This is a genomic window from Bacillus sp. iso_77 (assembly GCF_056173625.1).
On sequence record NZ_CM149683.1, the window covers coordinates 2,645,716 to 2,662,343 of the forward strand.

The 16,628-nt window shown below is 42.3% G+C and carries 16 protein-coding genes; 2 read left to right on the forward strand and 14 right to left on the reverse strand.

What is annotated here, in order from left to right; all coding sequences use genetic code 11:
- Nucleotides 1–321: 321 nt before the first annotated feature.
- The 10 genes from AC0VYC_RS13545 to AC0VYC_RS13590 form a co-directional block, all read right to left on the reverse strand.
- The gene (locus AC0VYC_RS13545; RefSeq protein ID WP_017358315.1) at nt 322–1,398 is read right to left on the reverse strand and encodes a bifunctional 3-deoxy-7-phosphoheptulonate synthase/chorismate mutase; all 1,077 of its coding nucleotides are present in this window, start codon (nt 1,396–1,398) and stop codon (nt 322–324) included.
- Between the two features lie 413 nt (nt 1,399–1,811).
- Nucleotides 1,812–2,135 (reverse strand): bacillithiol system redox-active protein YtxJ, encoded by a 324-nt coding sequence (ytxJ, locus tag AC0VYC_RS13550; RefSeq protein WP_039168426.1) that lies wholly within the window; start codon nt 2,133–2,135, stop codon nt 1,812–1,814.
- A 30-nt stretch (nt 2,136–2,165) separates the two neighbouring features.
- Complete coding sequence (locus tag AC0VYC_RS13555) at nt 2,166–2,636, reverse strand: YtxH domain-containing protein (protein ID WP_041092587.1); 471 nt, start codon at nt 2,634–2,636, stop codon at nt 2,166–2,168.
- Nucleotides 2,637–2,665: 29 nt separating this feature from the next.
- The gene (locus tag AC0VYC_RS13560; protein ID WP_017367864.1) at nt 2,666–3,082 is read right to left on the reverse strand and encodes a DUF948 domain-containing protein; all 417 of its coding nucleotides are present in this window, start codon (nt 3,080–3,082) and stop codon (nt 2,666–2,668) included.
- Nucleotides 3,083–3,305: 223 nt separating this feature from the next.
- On the reverse strand, nt 3,306–4,604 hold the full coding sequence (gene murC, locus AC0VYC_RS13565; RefSeq protein ID WP_008343047.1) for a UDP-N-acetylmuramate--L-alanine ligase: 1,299 nt from the start codon (nt 4,602–4,604) through the stop codon (nt 3,306–3,308).
- Between the two features lie 301 nt (nt 4,605–4,905).
- A complete protein-coding gene (locus AC0VYC_RS13570; RefSeq protein ID WP_327861903.1) occupies nt 4,906–7,659 on the reverse strand; it encodes a DNA translocase FtsK in 2,754 nt (917 codons plus the stop codon).
- Between the two features lie 196 nt (nt 7,660–7,855).
- Nucleotides 7,856–8,461 (reverse strand): YtpR family tRNA-binding protein, encoded by a 606-nt coding sequence (gene ytpR, locus AC0VYC_RS13575; RefSeq protein ID WP_039168420.1) that lies wholly within the window; start codon nt 8,459–8,461, stop codon nt 7,856–7,858.
- A 16-nt stretch (nt 8,462–8,477) separates the two neighbouring features.
- On the reverse strand, nt 8,478–9,290 hold the full coding sequence (locus AC0VYC_RS13580; RefSeq protein ID WP_008343044.1) for a DUF1444 domain-containing protein: 813 nt from the start codon (nt 9,288–9,290) through the stop codon (nt 8,478–8,480).
- 18 nt (nt 9,291–9,308) lie between these two features.
- Complete coding sequence (locus tag AC0VYC_RS13585; protein WP_003217665.1) at nt 9,309–9,629, reverse strand: thioredoxin family protein; 321 nt, start codon at nt 9,627–9,629, stop codon at nt 9,309–9,311.
- Nucleotides 9,616–10,644: a PTS sugar transporter subunit IIC gene (locus AC0VYC_RS13590; protein WP_039168417.1), complete on the reverse strand. Its 1,029-nt coding sequence runs from the start codon at nt 10,642–10,644 to the stop codon at nt 9,616–9,618. Before AC0VYC_RS13590 ends, AC0VYC_RS13585 begins: the two co-directional genes overlap by 14 nt.
- A gap of 200 nt (nt 10,645–10,844) precedes the next feature.
- Here AC0VYC_RS13590 and AC0VYC_RS13595 point away from each other — a divergent pair, with 200 nt between their 5' ends.
- Nucleotides 10,845–11,291, forward strand: a complete 447-nt coding sequence (locus AC0VYC_RS13595) for a YtoQ family protein (protein ID WP_007501817.1) — start codon at nt 10,845–10,847, stop codon at nt 11,289–11,291.
- A gap of 207 nt (nt 11,292–11,498) precedes the next feature.
- Here AC0VYC_RS13595 and AC0VYC_RS13600 read toward each other — a convergent pair whose 3' ends face one another.
- The gene (locus tag AC0VYC_RS13600) at nt 11,499–12,572 is read right to left on the reverse strand and encodes a M42 family metallopeptidase (RefSeq protein ID WP_017358321.1); all 1,074 of its coding nucleotides are present in this window, start codon (nt 12,570–12,572) and stop codon (nt 11,499–11,501) included.
- A gap of 199 nt (nt 12,573–12,771) precedes the next feature.
- Between AC0VYC_RS13600 and AC0VYC_RS13605 the strand changes: the two genes are divergently transcribed.
- Entirely contained in the window at nt 12,772–13,086 is a 315-nt protein-coding gene (locus AC0VYC_RS13605; RefSeq protein WP_003217759.1) for a PepSY domain-containing protein, read from the forward strand.
- A 40-nt stretch (nt 13,087–13,126) separates the two neighbouring features.
- Here AC0VYC_RS13605 and AC0VYC_RS13610 read toward each other — a convergent pair whose 3' ends face one another.
- The 3 genes from AC0VYC_RS13610 to trmB form a co-directional block, all read right to left on the reverse strand.
- Nucleotides 13,127–14,824, reverse strand: a complete 1,698-nt coding sequence (locus tag AC0VYC_RS13610; RefSeq protein WP_178896948.1) for an NAD-dependent malic enzyme — start codon at nt 14,822–14,824, stop codon at nt 13,127–13,129.
- Between the two features lie 73 nt (nt 14,825–14,897).
- Nucleotides 14,898–15,746, reverse strand: a complete 849-nt coding sequence (locus AC0VYC_RS13615; protein WP_475388672.1) for a YtnP family quorum-quenching lactonase — start codon at nt 15,744–15,746, stop codon at nt 14,898–14,900.
- A 115-nt stretch (nt 15,747–15,861) separates the two neighbouring features.
- The gene (gene trmB, locus AC0VYC_RS13620) at nt 15,862–16,503 is read right to left on the reverse strand and encodes a tRNA (guanosine(46)-N7)-methyltransferase TrmB (protein WP_025207815.1); all 642 of its coding nucleotides are present in this window, start codon (nt 16,501–16,503) and stop codon (nt 15,862–15,864) included.
- Nucleotides 16,504–16,628 lie beyond the last annotated feature (125 nt).

Consider the following 16,628-nt stretch of genomic DNA (forward strand, 5'->3'; position numbering starts at 1 on the left):
CTACATCAAAATGACATTCTTTTATGAAATTATACACGTTTTTTCTTCATATGAAAACGTTCCCTTTCTTTTTATAACTAAATTAAACAAACTTTAATGAGCTTGTTACCTGTAAATTGAATCATATTTCACCAAAAATCGTTGCGAACGTCAGCTATGACAATGATCTTAGCAGATTCTATCGAATTTTAAAAATGAAAACATTGTGAACAAGCGTATTTTTAGCTTGCAATGCGCTCTTTTCCTTTCATTGCCAATTTTGATCGTATTTTTTCATGAAAAAACCGCCGGGCTGTCATCCGGCGGCTTTTCTATTTATGGTTACGCGTGAATGTTGACAAGTGGTCTTAACGCATCTAACCATTTTTCGAATTGTGGAATGTCCATTTGCTGCGCTGAATCAGATAGGGCAACAGATGGATCTGGATGCACTTCTGCCATCACACCGTCTGCTCCAATCGCAAGAGCTGCTTTAGCTGTTGGAAGGAGTAGATCTCTGCGTCCTGTTGAGTGTGTCACGTCAACAAAGACTGGTAAATGTGTCTCTTGTTTCAAGATTGGCACAGCCGAGATATCTAGTGTATTTCTTGTGGCTGTTTCGTATGTGCGGATGCCTCGCTCGCAAAGGATGATTTGGTCATTTCCTTGTGCGATGATGTATTCAGCTGCATTGATGAATTCTGAAATTGTTGCTGCTAGACCGCGTTTTAAAAGAACTGGTTTGTTCACTGATCCAGCTTCTTTTAAAAGCTCGAAGTTCTGCATGTTACGAGCTCCAATTTGGATGACATCGATATGCTCAATTGCTTCTTCAATATGAGCAGGGTTCACGATTTCACTAATAACTGCAAGACCGTATTCATCTGCTACACGTTTTAGAATTTTTAGACCGTCTACGCCAAGTCCTTGGAAGTCGTATGGACTTGTGCGAGGCTTAAATGCGCCACCACGAAGAAGTTTTAGTCCCTGCTGTTTCGCTGCTGCCGCTACTTCTGCAACTTGCTCGTAGCTTTCAACGGCACATGGTCCAACGATGAAACGTTGTTTTCCGTCACCGATCGCTTCTCCATTGATATTTACAATTGTATTTTCAGGTTTTTTCTTACGAGAAACAAGAAGTGCTTTGCTGTGGTCATCTTCTTGAAGCTCTAAACCTGCTTTGAAAATTTCTTTGAAAATATGTTGAATCGTTGAATTTTCAAATGGGCCATCATTTTCTTCAAGAATTTGATTAAGCATTGTGCGCTCTCTGACAGGGTCATAACGGTTGACACCTTGCGCTTCTTTTGCCTTTCCAATTTCTTTTACAATGTTTCCTCTTTCATTGATCAGTTTTAAGATTTGAAGATTTAGTTCATCTGCTTGCTGTCTCAATTGTTCCAATTCATTGTTGCTCATTTTTGTCATCCTTTCCTCTGCCCGCTCTCGCTTTTTATTTTTGATCTCTTATAATAGGGTTTATTATAAACAAAGATTTCGGAATTGTCACGAAAAAATTCTTTATTACCCAAACGCTTTTAAGCGATAAAGTATTATGTGTAAGATTATAGCATACTTTTGATGCAAGTAAACCTTTTTTATAAAAAAAACGTCAGCAATCGCTGACGTTTCAGCGGGTAGACAAACCCTCGCATTCTTTGTCAGTCCTGCGCGCTGGTACTCACGAATGACAAATTCGCTCCGTAAAAGTAGCTGTCCTTCCTAGACTGCAAAGGTTTTCTATCACGCTGAAAAGAAGACAAAGGGCTAAAATAAAATTCATTTTAGCCCTTTGTCCACAATCTTGAACGTCAGCAATCGCTGACGTTTTTCTACATGTTATGTTCAAGCGCTTCTTTTGTAATGGTTGAGTGAGAAGCATGCCACTTTACTTTGCCATCGCTAAAGATGAATGCCTGCGGGCTTTCGTGCTTGATCCCTGACTTTTCAGTCACATAGGATGAAAGCTCTCTTGTGTTTTGAATTTGCAAGAAATAAGCAGGAACATCCTCATGTTCTGACGCAAACGCTTCAAACTCTTGAAAAGCAGCTTGGCTGATTGGACATGTCAAACTGTGCTTAAAAAAGACAAAGGTTCCGTCTTGATTCGTTAGTTGATCAAACTGTTCTTCTGTTTCTATGAGTTGTTTAGACATGATGTGCTCCTTCCACACTTAAACAGTGAGTTAGCCTTTCGTAGATTGTTCTACTTTTTCTTTGACATCTTTGATGCCGTCTTCAATGTCTGCTTTTGCTTCTTGTGCTCTAACTTTTGCTTCGTCTGCTACATCTGAAGCTTCATCCGCTATATTTGCTGCAGCATCTTCTGCTTCGCTTTTTACTTGTTTAGCTTTTCCAGCTGTACGATCTTTTATGTCTTTTACTTTGTCTAAAATCTGGTTTGACTGCTCTGCTACGAGCTGAGACAATTCAGATGTTTTGTCTTTCGCAATCGTCACATATTCAGTGCCTTTTTCCTTTGCATCTGTTGTAAGACGATCTGTTTTTTCTTTTAGGGCATTCGCTTGGGTGTTCAAATCATCGCGAAGCTCTTTCCCTGACTTTGGTGCTAAAAATAATGCCGTTGTTGCACCGATAATGCCACCGATAAGTGTTCCGATCAAAAAGTCTTTGCTATTGATTCCGTCTTTGCTCATGATTATTCCTCCTATGCGAAAATGGTTGTTTATTGTTGTTTACGCTGTTTCCATTTTTTATAGATTTCAAGTGCTGCGTTACTCCAGCTTACCACATCCGTGACTTTCTCTTGATTTCGTTCAACGGATGAAGAAACCGCACCAGCTGCCTGCTTTATGCTTGTATTAAATTGGTTGATCGAGCCACCAATTCCCTGCACCGCATCCACAACTGTGTTAAGTTTTGCCGATTTGTCTTGAATATCTTCAGCAAGCTGATTGGTCTTATGTAGCAACTGTGCTGTCTCTGTGGTGATGCCTTGCATCTGTCCTTCAAGACCTTCTAAAGTTGATGCGACATTCTTTAATGTCAGCTGTAAGGATTTCAATGTTTTGGACAAGTAGATGACAAGAATGAGGAAAGCGATTGCGATGAGTGCAACGCTTAAATAGAGAATAATAATCATCTGATACCTCCTTTGCTGCGGGCATATTCAATTCAATACCCTCTCGTTGTATCATTCAAACATCGCCTAGAATGACCGATTGAATAATAATTCTACACTTATTCGCCAATTCCTGTCCACAGCGAACGAAAAAAAGCGGCACATCTTGTCACATTTAGCCCCTTTGTCACATTTTATTCAAAATAAAAAAGCGCCGATTGAATCGGCACTTTTTGACAGGCAATTATACTGCGACTTTCTCATAAGCACGAAGATACTTTTGAATATCTCCTGCTCCCATAAAGACCAAGATCGCATTTTCATGTGCTTTCAGCACAGATGTCTCTTCTTCTTCAATCAATTGGGCTTGCGGAATTTTTTCCCGCAAATCTTCAATGCTTAGTTTCCCAATGTTTTCACGAGCTGAGCCGAAAATATCACAGAGATATACATAGTCTGCTTTTTTCAGACTGTCCGCAAATTCACTTAAAAATTGCTGTGTACGAGTGAAAGTGTGCGGCTGGAAGACTGCTACAATATCACGGTCTGGATACTTCTGGCGAGCTGCTTCGATCGTGACTTCAATTTCAGTCGGATGGTGCGCATAGTCGTCAATTAAGACTTGTTCACCGACTACTTTTTCATTAAAGCGTCGTTTCACACCGCCAAATGTCGTTAAAGCACCTTTGATGAGCTCTACATCAATGGCCTCATAGTGGCATAATGCAATAACCGCTAATGAGTTAAGGACATTGTGGTTTCCGTAAGCAGGAATGTAGAAGGTATCATAAAACGTATTACGTACAAATACATCAAATGTGGTGCCTTCTGTGTTTTTCACAACATTTCGTGCTTGGAAATCATTTTCTTCATTGAATCCGTAGTACACAACAGGTACTTTTGCTTGGATCTTGAGCAGATGCTCGTCATCACCGCAAGCGATGATGGCTTTTTTCACTTGAAGTGCCATGTTTTGAAACGCATCAAACACGTCATCAATATCCGTGAAATAATCAGGGTGATCAAAATCAATATTGGTCATGATCGCATAGTCTGGATGGTAGCTGAGGAAATGTCTGCGGTATTCGCACGCTTCAAATACAAAATACTCGCTGTTTTCTTTCCCCATTCCAGATCCATCACCGATTAAATAGGAAGTTGGTTTTGCCGCTTGCATCACATGTGCAAGCAGACCTGTTGTCGATGTTTTACCATGAGCACCCGTAATTGCAACGTTTGTGAATGAATCCATGTATTCTCCAAGAAATTTATGATAACGAATGACAGGAATCCCTTCAGAAAGAGCACGCTCAATCTCAGGGTGTGTATCTGGGAATGCATTTCCTGCAATCACCGTCATCCCTGGCTGAATATTATCTGGGTCAAATGGAAGAATTTTAATATTTCGTTCTTCTAATGCTTTTTGTGTAAAGATATGTTTTTCGATATCCGATCCTTGGACAGTATACCCAGTATCATGAAGAATTTGGGCCAGTGGACTCATACCTGTCCCTTTTATTCCAACAAAATGATAAACAGTCATAATTGTACCTCCAACAAACGTCTATCTGACTTACAGTATATGACGCTCATTTCAATTTGCAACTTGTGATTTTTGTCTCTAGCTGATCACAAATCGCAGCTCCAAATAAAGATTTTTTCCGATCTTCCTATTCTAATCAATATTAACTATGATTAGTATCCGACAACTTTCCCATTTCTAACACCTGCTTTCGCTCATTTTCGTTAAAAAGCGTTCAGACAGGCATGCGAAAAGCGTCCAATTCAAAAATTGCACCTATGTGCTATCATACCATGTTTATCAAAAAAATGAAGTGGTTTGTTTAGATCAATTGTTCTAAATCACTCAGTGTCATGAGGACCTCTCTTGGCTTACTGCCTTTTGCCCCAGAGATCATTCCTTCACGTTCCATCATATCAATCAATCTCGCTGCTCGATTGTAGCCAATTCTAAATCTTCTTTGCAAACTGGATGTACTTGCACTATTTTGCTCGATGGCGAATCTGCATGCGTCCATAAACAATTCATCTTCGTCTGTAATGGCAGAGCCTTGGAGCATCAATTCTTCCTGTTCAAAAAGGAACACAGGTTTGCGCTGTTTTCTCACATGCGCTACCACTTCATCAATCTCTCGATCTGATACAAAGTTCCCTTGCAGCCTTGTCGGTTTGCCAGAGCCATTTTCTAAGAACAGCATGTCTCCTTTTCCGAGAAGCTTTTCAGCACCTGCCATATCAATAATGGTTCTTGAATCCACTTGGCTTGAAACAGAGAAAGCAATTCTTGTTGGGATGTTTGCTTTAATGAGGCCTGTAATGACATCAACAGAAGGTCTTTGCGTCGCAATGAGTAAGTGAATCCCGCATGCTCTTGCTTTTTGGGCAATTCGGCAAATGCTTTCTTCGACTTCATTTGGTGCGACCATCATTAAATCAGCCAACTCATCAATGACAACGACGAGATATGGTAGTTTTTCACCCATTTGTTTTTCTTTCACCAGTTCGTTAAATCGTTTGATTTCTCTCACACCAGAGTGTGCAAACAGTTCATAGCGTCTTTCCATTTCATCTACTACCCATTTCAGGGCAGCTGTTGCTGTCTTGGCATCAGTAATAACTGGGCTCACAAGATGCGGAATGTGATTATATGGCGCCAGTTCTACCATTTTAGGGTCGATTAACAGCATTTTCACTTCATCAGGTGAGGCTTTAAACATCAGGCTTACGAGAATGGTATTAATACAGACACTTTTCCCTGAACCTGTTGCTCCGGCAATTAAGCCGTGCGGCATTTTTTGCAAATCAACCACAACGGGCTGACCGGAAATATCCAATCCGAGCGCTGCCGTTAATGGAGATGGGTTGTCTCTAAAGGCACTGCTTCTGATCATTTCTCTTAAGAAAACCATTTTACTGTGAAGGTTCGGCACTTCGATTCCAATCGTGTTCTTCCCAGGAATCGGCGCTTCGATGCGAATATCTTTTGCAGACAAACTGAGTTTGATATCATCTGACAGGTTTGTAATTTTGTTCACTTTCACGCCTGGTTCAGGATGCACTTCAAATCTTGTAACAGAAGGACCTTGCGTCACATGAACAACACTTGCTCTGACATTGAAATTTTTCAGTGTGGCATTGAGCAGTTCTGCCCGTTCTTTCACCCATGTTCCGTCCTCTTCTTTTTGTGCTGGTGGAACGTCTAGAAGGGCTAAACTCGGAAATACATATCCTTGTGCATCTGCCGTTTTCTTCTGTCCTTGCACGCGCTGATCACTTTTTAACATCATGACGTTAAAAGGAACGGTGGAGGTTTGACCGCTTGAGCGCTTTGGCTGTGGAGAAGACGGTTTTGGTTCTTCACGTTTTATTTCAGGCGTTTCTTCAGGTGTTTCCTCAAGCTCTTCTGCCATATCCCCGGCGATCTCTGCTTGTCCAGAGTCAGCAAATTCATCTGATGCTTCTTCAACTGGCATGACTTCATCATCTGTTAATTTTTCTTCCGGCAGAGAATCATCATCTTGCGAATCTTGTATGATCACCGGTTCTTCTTGTTCAAATGCTGCCGCTGACACGTCTGTTTGACTTTCTTCTATCCATGCAGCCTCTGTTGTTTCCTCCATAGCCTCTACTTCATTCTCTTCCAGCATCGCAGTTTCTTCTACTGGGCTTTCTATCTCCATGTCGAGTGCTGGTGATGGGCTTTCAGCTGTTTCAAATGTAAAGCTCTCTTTTTTCTCAGCATCATCTTCAAGCGGAATCATCGGCTCTTCTTGTTCAACGGTGACTGCCTGTTCTTGCTCCATCTCTAGAGGCTCGTTAGATGCTTCAGCTTGCTCCATATGTAAGGATGCTTCCCGGTCGTCTTTGGTCTGTGACAAAGCTTGATCTTGCTCCTCTGTCTCACTGAAAGGCTCGTCATATAAACGTTCCATCGTTGATTGAACGTGATCTTGATAAGCGAGTTCCTCTTGCAAAGTAAGCGGCGTCGTGACAGGTTGCTTCTCTGCTTGTTCTTCTGTTTGGGCTGACATCATGTCTTCCATACGTTGTTCTTTTCGTATAGACGGGATGTTCATTTGCTGTCTTAAATTCCGTTCACGCTCTGCTTCTTCTGATAACAGTGTGACACGCTGTGACGTTTCTTCTGCCGATTTCATTTTGACAGAAGATGTGTCTTCTTTGGCTGCTGCATGTTTTGGACGCATATCCTGGTGGTAGCCATAGATAGGTGAAGGGATTTGCTCTGGTTTAAAAGGCTTTTTATTGAGATCAGGCTGCACTGTTTGTTTTGGCTGATAGGTCGTCTGCTTTGCCTTTGGCTGACTTGGCCGCGTGCGCCTTCTTTCTTGTTGCTTTGCTGCCTCACGTGCAGGTTCATCTGGAACGAGAGGAAAGCGGAAATTGCCTTTTGGATATTCATAATACACTTTCGTATCTTCAACTTTTTTATATTCTTTATGTTGTTCAACAGCTGGCTGCTTTGGTGCAATCGGACCTGTTTCAGGCCTCTCAGCTTTTTCTTCTTTTTTTTCTTCTCCTAAAAATACACTAAAAAATTTATCTAACCAACTCATCATTTATCACTCACTTTAACTCCCCTTACGTTTTCTTGGGCGATTTTTAGTATACCATTGCTTTTTCATGCAGAAAAGCGAGAAAAGTGCTACGCTTTGCTGTTCATGCTGTCTGTAGATGAAAAAAAGTCACTAAGTACGTACTTAGTGACTTTTGGTATAACACATTCTTCGCTCATTTGTACCCGTTTATGGGAGGTTACGCTTCAAATGGTTCGCCAGCTTGGCGGCTTCCTTCTAGAACAAGGATTCCTTTTTCAGCAGGCGCATTCGGAAGATCTAATTCTTTTGCAGAACAAATCATTCCGCTTGAAGGAACACCTCTTAGTTCAGCATCTTTGATCACCAAACCGCTCGGCATCACAGCACCGACCTTTGCAACCACAACATATTGACCTTGATCAACGTTTGGTGCACCGCACACGATTTGTAAGGTTTCATCGCCAACATCTACTTGGCAAATGTTCAGTTTATCTGCATTCGGATGTTTTTCTTTTTCCTTCACATAACCGACCACAAACTTAGGTGATAGATCAACTGTTAATGTTTCACTGACACCGTTGCGGTTTAAAATTTCATTGATATCTTGAACAAGCGTTTCAGAAAGCGGTACAGATCCGTTTTCTTCAATTTTCATGTAAGAAGATGCATTGAAAATATTAAAACCTGTTGTTTCTTTTGTGTCTTGATTGAAGATTCTTACGACATCTCCAAACGTTTCATGACCTACTTCTTCTCTTGTTACATCTTTCAATGAAATAAGGAGTGTGTCGCCGACACCTTCTGCATTATAAAAAACGTTCATTCTTCAAAATTCCCTTCTACTGCTGTTTTGGTCTGCTTTTTGCAAGAATAAAGATCGGTTCAAGCTTGCCTTCGTCATATAAAAATGACAAGGCCGTAATCGGAACCGTGCCGCTGGCGAAGAAGCTCATCGACATTTGCCCTAAAATATCATAGCCTGATTCATTGCGTACATCTGCAATGATGAACACATCTTGATGGGGAACGGAAATGGCCATTTGCCCCTCTACTTTTTGCGCGTATTCTTGTAAAATCGATTCATTTAATATTCTGCTTGCATCGTACCCGTCATTTGCACGGAAGAAATAAAAACGGTTGCCCGCCACTTCATCCATTTTCACGACAGTCTTTAGTGAACGGACGTTAAAACTTGCAGTTTCTCTGATTCGTTCTTTTGTCCAGTTTTCCTTTTGCAGCATCTTCTCGTCAATTAATCTGTAGGTGCTTCCAAGGTCAAGTGCATAGTAGATTCTTGTCTCTGCTGTATGCTCATCAAAAACGAGCGGAATCTCATCACTTGATGTTTCTGGAAAGGACGTTGAACGAATGACCGGATAAATGTGCTTCTCTTTACCTGAGATGTGCTGCGCTTCACCTTTCATAGCGCTGAGCGCCTCTTTCACATAATAAACGATCTCATCCAGTGTTTCATCAGGCTTTACTTCCCACTTTGCAATAATCGGTGGGAGCTCAAGCGTGATTCCCTTTCCTGTATGTTTATCTTCCACACGAAGCGTATCTTTTTCCCTGTCAAACTGGTGGGTCCAGCTGTCGTTCGTCAGACGGCTTTTCAATTGATTGGCAAGCTGTCTTGATGTCATTTTCGCCATGATAAGACTCTCCTTTCGTTATTTAGAAAGAGAATCTGTTAAAAATGCTTCAATCTCTTCCTTTGTCTTACGATCTTTGCTGACAAAACGGTTGATCTCTTGTCCGTTTTTAAAGACTAAAAAGCTTGGAATTCCGTAAATTTCCCACTCTGCACAAGTGTCGATGAACTGATCTCTATCCACATAGAAGTATTCAAATTCTGGATAGTTTGCTTCAAGCTCTGGCAAAAACGGCTCAATAAATGTGCAGTCCGGGCACCAGTCAGCTGAAAATAGTAATACGGTTAAGTCTTCTTGAATCACTTTTTGTAATTCTTCGTTTGATTCAATTTTTTTCATGTTTGATTCCTCCAGTTTGTATACTTAAATCTCCGAATTGTATATAGCCTTTCTTTCTCATCCATTCTGATACTACCAAACTAATCACTGCCGGGCCAACGATATGCAAGAGAGCAATAGCGAGGAAAACGGAAGGATGAAATCCCATGACTGTGAGTGTCATGAGCTGGCCGACAAGTCCGCTCGTTCCCATACCCGCTCCTGCCGCATTATTGACCATCCCAAAGCCAATGATACCAATTGGTGCAAGAATCAGTCCTGCAATCGTCGGCGGAATGAGAATGAGCGGATTTTTCACAATGTTCGGCAGCTGTAGTTTTGATGTTCCAATGCCTACCGCAGCAAGACCGCCAAAACGATTTTCCCTAAATCCTGCAGCAGCAAAGCCGACCATCTGCGCGCAGCAGCCAATCGTCGCCGCACCAGCAGCAAGACCGCTTAAATCAAGCATCAGCGCAAGCGCAGCACTTGAAATCGGTGAGCTAAGAGCAAGTCCAACAATGGTTGCAACCAGCATGCCCATGATGAGTGGACTTTGGTCAGTCCCCCATACGATCAGCCTGCCGAGCCCTGTCATCACCGCCTGAATCCCAGGGCCGATGAAAGCAGCAGTGAGAAAACCTGTGATAATGGTCACAAGCGGCGTTAAAATAATATCAATTCTTGTCTCACCACTGATCAGTTTGCCTAATTCCACACCAACGAGAGCAGCCACGAAGCTTCCAGCAGGTCCCCCAAGCTCTGCTCCGGCGGCACCTGAAACAACACTTGCGAAAATAATTAAAGGAGAAGCGTTTAAGCGATAAGCAACCGCTACGCCAATTGCTGGTCCCATCAGCCCCATTGCGAGCGTTCCCATTTCCACGATGAGAGGAAATGATAACAGGCCGCCTGCTGTTTTTAAAATCAGCCCTACCACTAATGTAGCAAATAGACCTAAAGCCATATAAGAGAGTGCATCAATAAAATAGACCTTTGGCGAAAGGGAAATACCCTTTCTTTTTAAATAAGTCATCAACGTCGTCTTCCTGCTTTCTCATAGGAAAGACGAAGAGGCCTGTCCTTCCCATTATATGTAGTCTTCTTACGATGAAAAATAGTCTCTACCATGAATATCATAATCATATTTTTTTTGCTTTATCAAGCACTTCTTGTGTAACATGAAAAGAAACAGGGCAAACCTTTACTAAGTTTGTGCACAAGGAGGAGATTGTTATGCAATTAACGGTTTATTTAGCTGGAGAAATTCATAGCCAGTGGCGCGATGAAATTAAGGAAAAAAGCCAGTCTTTGAAACTACCAGTGACGTTTGTTGGTCCAATGGAGAATCATGACCGATCAGATAACATCGGAGAAGATATTTTAGGCGGGCAGCCAAATGCCATCTTAAAAGACGATGCGGCTTCTGATTTGAACAATTTCCGCACCGAACTATTATTAAATAAGGCAGACGTTGTCATCGCCCGCTTTGGTGAGAAATATAAACAGTGGAACACGGCAATGGATGCTTCTTCTGCCATCGCCAAAGGAAAACCCCTTATTTTGATTCGTCCTAAAGAATTACATCATCCACTAAAGGAACTATCAAACAAAGCAAATATCACTGTCGAAACAGTGAATCAAGCAATTAAGGCGTTGTCATACGTGTTTGAACAAGAATAAGAAAAAGGGCTAAAATGAACTTGATTTTAGCCCTTTTTCTTCTTTTCAGCGTGATAGAAAACCTTTGCAGCCCTAGGAAGGTCGAGTACCGGCGCGGAGCGAATTTGACATTCGTGAGCACCCGCACGCAGGACTGACAAAGAATGCGAGGATTTGTCTACACGCTGAAGGCTGTGCTCTTAAAAGAGGCAGCCTTTTTCTTATCGTTTACACTTGTTGATAAATCGAATCCACCGTGCTTTGATCACAATTTTTAACAAGACGAACAATTAATTCTTTTGCCGCTGCATAATCATCCACATGCAAGACAGAGTGACTTGTATGAATGTAACGCGCACATACACCAATAACAGCAGACGGTACACCTTGATTTGAGATATGGACACGTCCAGCATCCGTACCGCCTGGCGATACGAAATATTGATATGGAATATTGTTTGTTTCGGCTGTATCGAGAACAAATTCTCTCATGCCTCGATGCGTAATCATCGTGCGATCATAAATACGAAGAAGTGCACCTTTTCCAAGCTGGCCAAATTGTGATTTGTCTCCCGTCACATCATTTGCGGGACTCGCATCTAGAGCAAAGAACAGATCAGGCTGAATCATATTCGCAGCTACCTCAGCCCCTCTGAGCCCTACTTCCTCTTGTACGGTGGCGCCTGAATATAGCTGACATGAAAGAGCTTCGTCTTTTAATTCTTTCAATAATTCAATGGCAAGTCCGCACCCATAGCGGTTATCCCAAGCTTTGGCTAAAATCTTTTTCGGATTGGCCATTGGGGTAAAGACCGTTGCAGGAACGATTTGCTGCCCTGGGCGAACACCAAGCTCTTTCGCTTCTTCTTCACTGTCTGCACCAATATCAATCAGCATATCTGACGGTTTTACTGGTTTGCTTTTTTGTTCTGGTGTCAGAAGGTGAGGAGGTGTGCTCGATACAACGCCCGGAATTGGCCCGTGATCCGTATGAACATCCACACGCTGCGCAAGCATCACTTGACTCCACCAGCCGCCAAGTGTTTGAAAACGAATCATTCCGTTTTTCGTAATGGATGACACCATAAAGCCGACTTCATCCATATGACCAGCCACCATAATCTTCGGCGCGTTCTCTGGGCCTTTACGGACACCAAACACTCCGCCAAGACGATCCTGTATGAGTTCATCGGAATATTTCTCAAGTTCCTTTTTCATAAAAGCACGCACATGGTGCTCATTACCTGGAGTTCCTTGTAGTTCTGTTAAATTTCGGAAAAGCGACATTGTTTCTTCGTTCATTTGACAGTTACCCTCATTTCTATGTAATGACCATATAAATTCCTATAAAAATAACACTCACTTTATACTATAAGAATTCTTTCGGTTTTCCAAGTATCTCTCCAGAAATTTTGAATATGCTTTCAAGTATTCGGATTTCTTAACATCGCTGGACAAGTTTTGTATAATGGAAAAAACAGCAATACGGAGGTGCAGCACGTTGAAGTTAAAACATGTTCTGATTGGTGCGAGTATTGGCGTAGCCGCTGCAATTGTTGCAAAGAAAGTCTTTTTCCCGACGTATATCTCGTCTGAAAAAGCGTTAAAAATTGTGAAATCCGCTTTTAAACAGCGCGGTCCGATTGATGGCTCTTGGATTTATACTGTACCAGAACCGTATACCGTAAATGGTGAAACGATTGATGTGTACAAATCTGGCATTACACGCTCCGCCTTTGGCGAGCTGGAACAGTATGAAGTCATGATTGATGCAAAAACAGGCATGATCGTTGATGTCATTGATTCTGTTGCTTAATAAGAAAGCTTCGCAAAGACAAGTCCTTGCGAAGCTTTTTTTAGATGGCTTTGATTTTTTTGTATACAGGGTGCCACATGGCGTCTTGCACAGCCTGAATGAGGTCATCAGGGGTTTCTTCCGCAATTCCTTCGTCAATCGCTGCTTGTGCCACACGGACAGCCACTGTCGCTGAAACCGTTCTGAGCTGATCAACACTTGGAAGCATCGCAGCACCCGGTTTTCCGACATTGACCATGCTCGCAATCGCTTCAGCACTCGCAACAAACATGCTGTCTGTCATGAGACGGGCTTTACACACAATCGTTCCAAGACCAAGCCCTGGAAACACAAGAGCATTATTTGCCTGCCCAATTTCATATGTCACACCGCCATATTCAACTGGATCAAACGGGCTTCCCGTTGTGACAAGCGCACGTCCTTCTGTCCACTCAATGAGATCTTCCGGCTTTGCCTCTGAAAGGGGTGTCGGGTTTGACATCGGTAAAATCGCTGGCCGCTCTACATGTGACGCCATTTCTTTCACTATTTCCTCTGTAAATGCCCCACCTACAGTTGAGGTACCAATTAAGATCGTAGGTTTCGCCTGCTTCACGACCTCTAACAAATCAATCGAATGCTTTGGACCATTACGTGCATAATCCTTCACTTCATCAGAACGTCTTGCATACGGCTTTTGGAATGGCTGAATGTCGGGTGAATCATCTGTGAGCAATCCCGTTTTATCAATACACCAGAAATGATCATATGATTCCTCTTCTTTGACACCATCTCTCACGATGGCATCACGAATTTGCTCGGCTATACCAATCCCTGCTGTACCTGCTCCAAAGATCACGATTCGGTGATCTTTCAGCGGAACCTTCGATGCTTTTGCACAAGCCAGAACGGCAGCAAGTGAAACGGCTCCAGTTCCTTGAATATCATCATTAAATGTACAAATACGGTCCTTATATTTTTCCAAAATGGCGCGGGCATTTTTTGTACCGAAGTCTTCCCAGTGAAGAAGTGCATTTGGAAAAGTCGCACGGGCAAGCTCAACATATTGATCAATAAATTGATTATAGCGCTCTCCTCGAACGCGGGAGTGCTGATTTCCCACATAAAGCGGATCATTTAAAAGGCTTTCTTGGTTGGTTCCAGCATCAAGCACCACTGCCAGTACACGGCTAGGATCAATACCTGCTGCGGCTGTATAAACAGCCAGCTTCCCGACTGAAATGGCGATTCCGCCTACACCCCAGTCACCGATGCCTAAAATTCCTTCTGCATCTGTTGCGACAATGAGATCAATTGATTCATCCACTCCGTAAGATGCAAAAATTTCTTCCATTCCTTCTAGGTCATCAATGGATAAATAAATTCCTCTTGGCTTTCTATACTCGTGGCTGTAACGCTGAATCGCTGTTCCTACGGTCGGTGTGTAAACAATCGGCAGCATTTCTGCCAAATGCTCATTTAATAATTTATAAAAGAGCACTTCATTTCTGTCATGAAGCGCAGTTAAATACACATTTTTCCCAAGTGCGTCTGGCTGTGCTTTGAACTGTTCATATGCACGCTTTGCTTGATCTTCTAGTGTTAACACCTTCGGCGGCAGAAATCCCTTTAACCCAAGCTCTTCCCGCTCTTCCTTTGTAAATGCGACCCCTTTGTTTAAATAAGGGACAGACATGACTTCCATCCCTCTTAACGGTGTCTCGATGACATCACCATGTACACGATAAAATTGATTCACCTGCACTCTTCCTTTCACAAGTTCATTTTGTCGTTATTTTGTGTGAAAGGCGCAAAAACATACAGATGATCTTTTATCTTCCGGTTTCTCTTTTGACCTCATGGGTCATTGTTCCGTCTTCATCCCACTTGACAGCACGGTAGATGGCATCATGATAAAACAAGTACCATGCATTGTTTTCTTCGGCAAATGCCTGCCATTTTTGTTTCGCTGGGATCGAGGTCATTGGATAATCATCGTATGCCAAGACCCAAAGCGGGTTTTTATGAGCGTGTGTCGGCATGATATCCGCTAAATGAATAGCTGTTTCTCCCTGACTTGTGAGCGTTAAGATGCTATGCCCATTGCTATGTCCACCTGTATGATGCAGGCGAATGCCTTCTGTTACTTCGATGCTATCTTCAAATGTCATGACTTGATCGGCAACAGGCTCCCAGTTTTCTTTCCAATATGTATTTCTTGAGCGGATGTTCGGTGCTCTCATTTCGTCCCATTCAATTTTGGACGTGATGATTTTTGCTTGCTGAAAAACAGACACAAGCTTATCGCCTTCACGTTTTGTCAGCCCGCTTGCATGATCAAAATGCAAATGAGTCATTAAGACGTAATCTATATCAGATGGGCGCAAACCGAGAGCCGCAAGTGATTCTTCTATTTTCGTTTCCTCTGTGACTCCATAATTGCGTTTTTGTTTCTCTGTCAGCTTCCCTGACCCGATGCCGGAATCTACTAACAGATGAAGACCGTTCCACCGTATGAGCATTGGATCACACCGTAATTCAATTTGATTTCGATCATTCACAGGGTATTTTTTTGACCATAATGGCTTTGGCACCACGCCAAACATGGCACCGCCATCCATGTGTGTATCTCCCCCATTTAACCAGAACAGTTCCATTTCACCTATTTTCATTGTCTCCATTGCTGTCATCCCTCCTTTTTCTATCGTAGCAAATACAAAGGAAAATCGCATGTGCTAATCTTTTATCAAAAAAAGCTGACCGCAATCGTTCGTTGCAGCCAGCTTTGTTCGCTTGTTATTCAGGAAATTTTACTTCTGATCGATAGATCGGTTGTCCCATGGAAGAGAATTTCTCTTCATATTCTGTCATGACATTTCCTTCGAGACCATCCTCATGTAAATCAAGGCTCACATATGTTAAAAGGAGTCCGTAAGACGAAAAACTTTTCAAGGAATATTCAAATAGTCCGCGGTTATCGGTTTTGAAATGTAATTCACCGCCGGGACGGAGGATCTGTTCATATCGCTTTAAAAAGGCTTTAAACGTCAACCTACGTTTTTCATGCCTTGATTTTGGCCACGGATCAGAGAAGTTCAAATACACCCGGTCAATCTCATTTTCCGCAAAGACATCTGTCAGTGTCTCTGCGTTGATGTTTAGAAGCTTTACGTTTTCTACATCTGTTTCTTTGATTTTATCGACTGCCGTCACAATGACACTTTTAAATAATTCAATGCCGATATAGTTTATCTCAGGATGAAGCTTGCCCATTCCGGCAATAAAACTCCCTTTTCCTGTACCGACTTCGATATGGATTGGATGATCATTTCCAAACAGCTCATGCCATTTCCCTTTGTATTGTTCAGGGTTGGCTAAAGCAATATGAGCATTTTCAGCTAAGTAATCATCCGCCCATGGTTTATGTCGCATTCTCAATTTGATACACCTCTATTTTCTTTACATTTTATCAAGATACCATGAAACATAAAGAGCCGCAAGACAGCATCTTATCCGCACATATGAAAAAGACCAGCTGCTAATTGGGCTGGTCTGCTTCATGT

Coding starts and splice junctions, on each gene's coding strand:
- AC0VYC_RS13545 (WP_017358315.1), bottom strand. CDS start 1,398: ATGAGCAACAATGAATTGGAACAATTGAGACAGCAAGCAGATGAACTA.
- ytxJ (WP_039168426.1), bottom strand. CDS start 2,135: ATGTCTAAACAACTCATAGAAACAGAAGAACAGTTTGATCAACTAACG.
- AC0VYC_RS13555 (WP_041092587.1), bottom strand. CDS start 2,636: ATGAGCAAAGACGGAATCAATAGCAAAGACTTTTTGATCGGAACACTT.
- AC0VYC_RS13560 (WP_017367864.1), bottom strand. CDS start 3,082: ATGATTATTATTCTCTATTTAAGCGTTGCACTCATCGCAATCGCTTTC.
- murC (WP_008343047.1), bottom strand. CDS start 4,604: ATGACTGTTTATCATTTTGTTGGAATAAAAGGGACAGGTATGAGTCCA.
- AC0VYC_RS13570 (WP_327861903.1), bottom strand. CDS start 7,659: ATGATGAGTTGGTTAGATAAATTTTTTAGTGTATTTTTAGGAGAAGAA.
- ytpR (WP_039168420.1), bottom strand. CDS start 8,461: ATGAACGTTTTTTATAATGCAGAAGGTGTCGGCGACACACTCCTTATT.
- AC0VYC_RS13580 (WP_008343044.1), bottom strand. CDS start 9,290: ATGGCGAAAATGACATCAAGACAGCTTGCCAATCAATTGAAAAGCCGT.
- AC0VYC_RS13585 (WP_003217665.1), bottom strand. CDS start 9,629: ATGAAAAAAATTGAATCAAACGAAGAATTACAAAAAGTGATTCAAGAA.
- AC0VYC_RS13590 (WP_039168417.1), bottom strand. CDS start 10,644: ATGACTTATTTAAAAAGAAAGGGTATTTCCCTTTCGCCAAAGGTCTAT.
- AC0VYC_RS13595 (WP_007501817.1), top strand. CDS start 10,845: ATGCAATTAACGGTTTATTTAGCTGGAGAAATTCATAGCCAGTGGCGC.
- AC0VYC_RS13600 (WP_017358321.1), bottom strand. CDS start 12,572: ATGAACGAAGAAACAATGTCGCTTTTCCGAAATTTAACAGAACTACAA.
- AC0VYC_RS13615 (WP_475388672.1), bottom strand. CDS start 15,746: ATGGAGACAATGAAAATAGGTGAAATGGAACTGTTCTGGTTAAATGGG.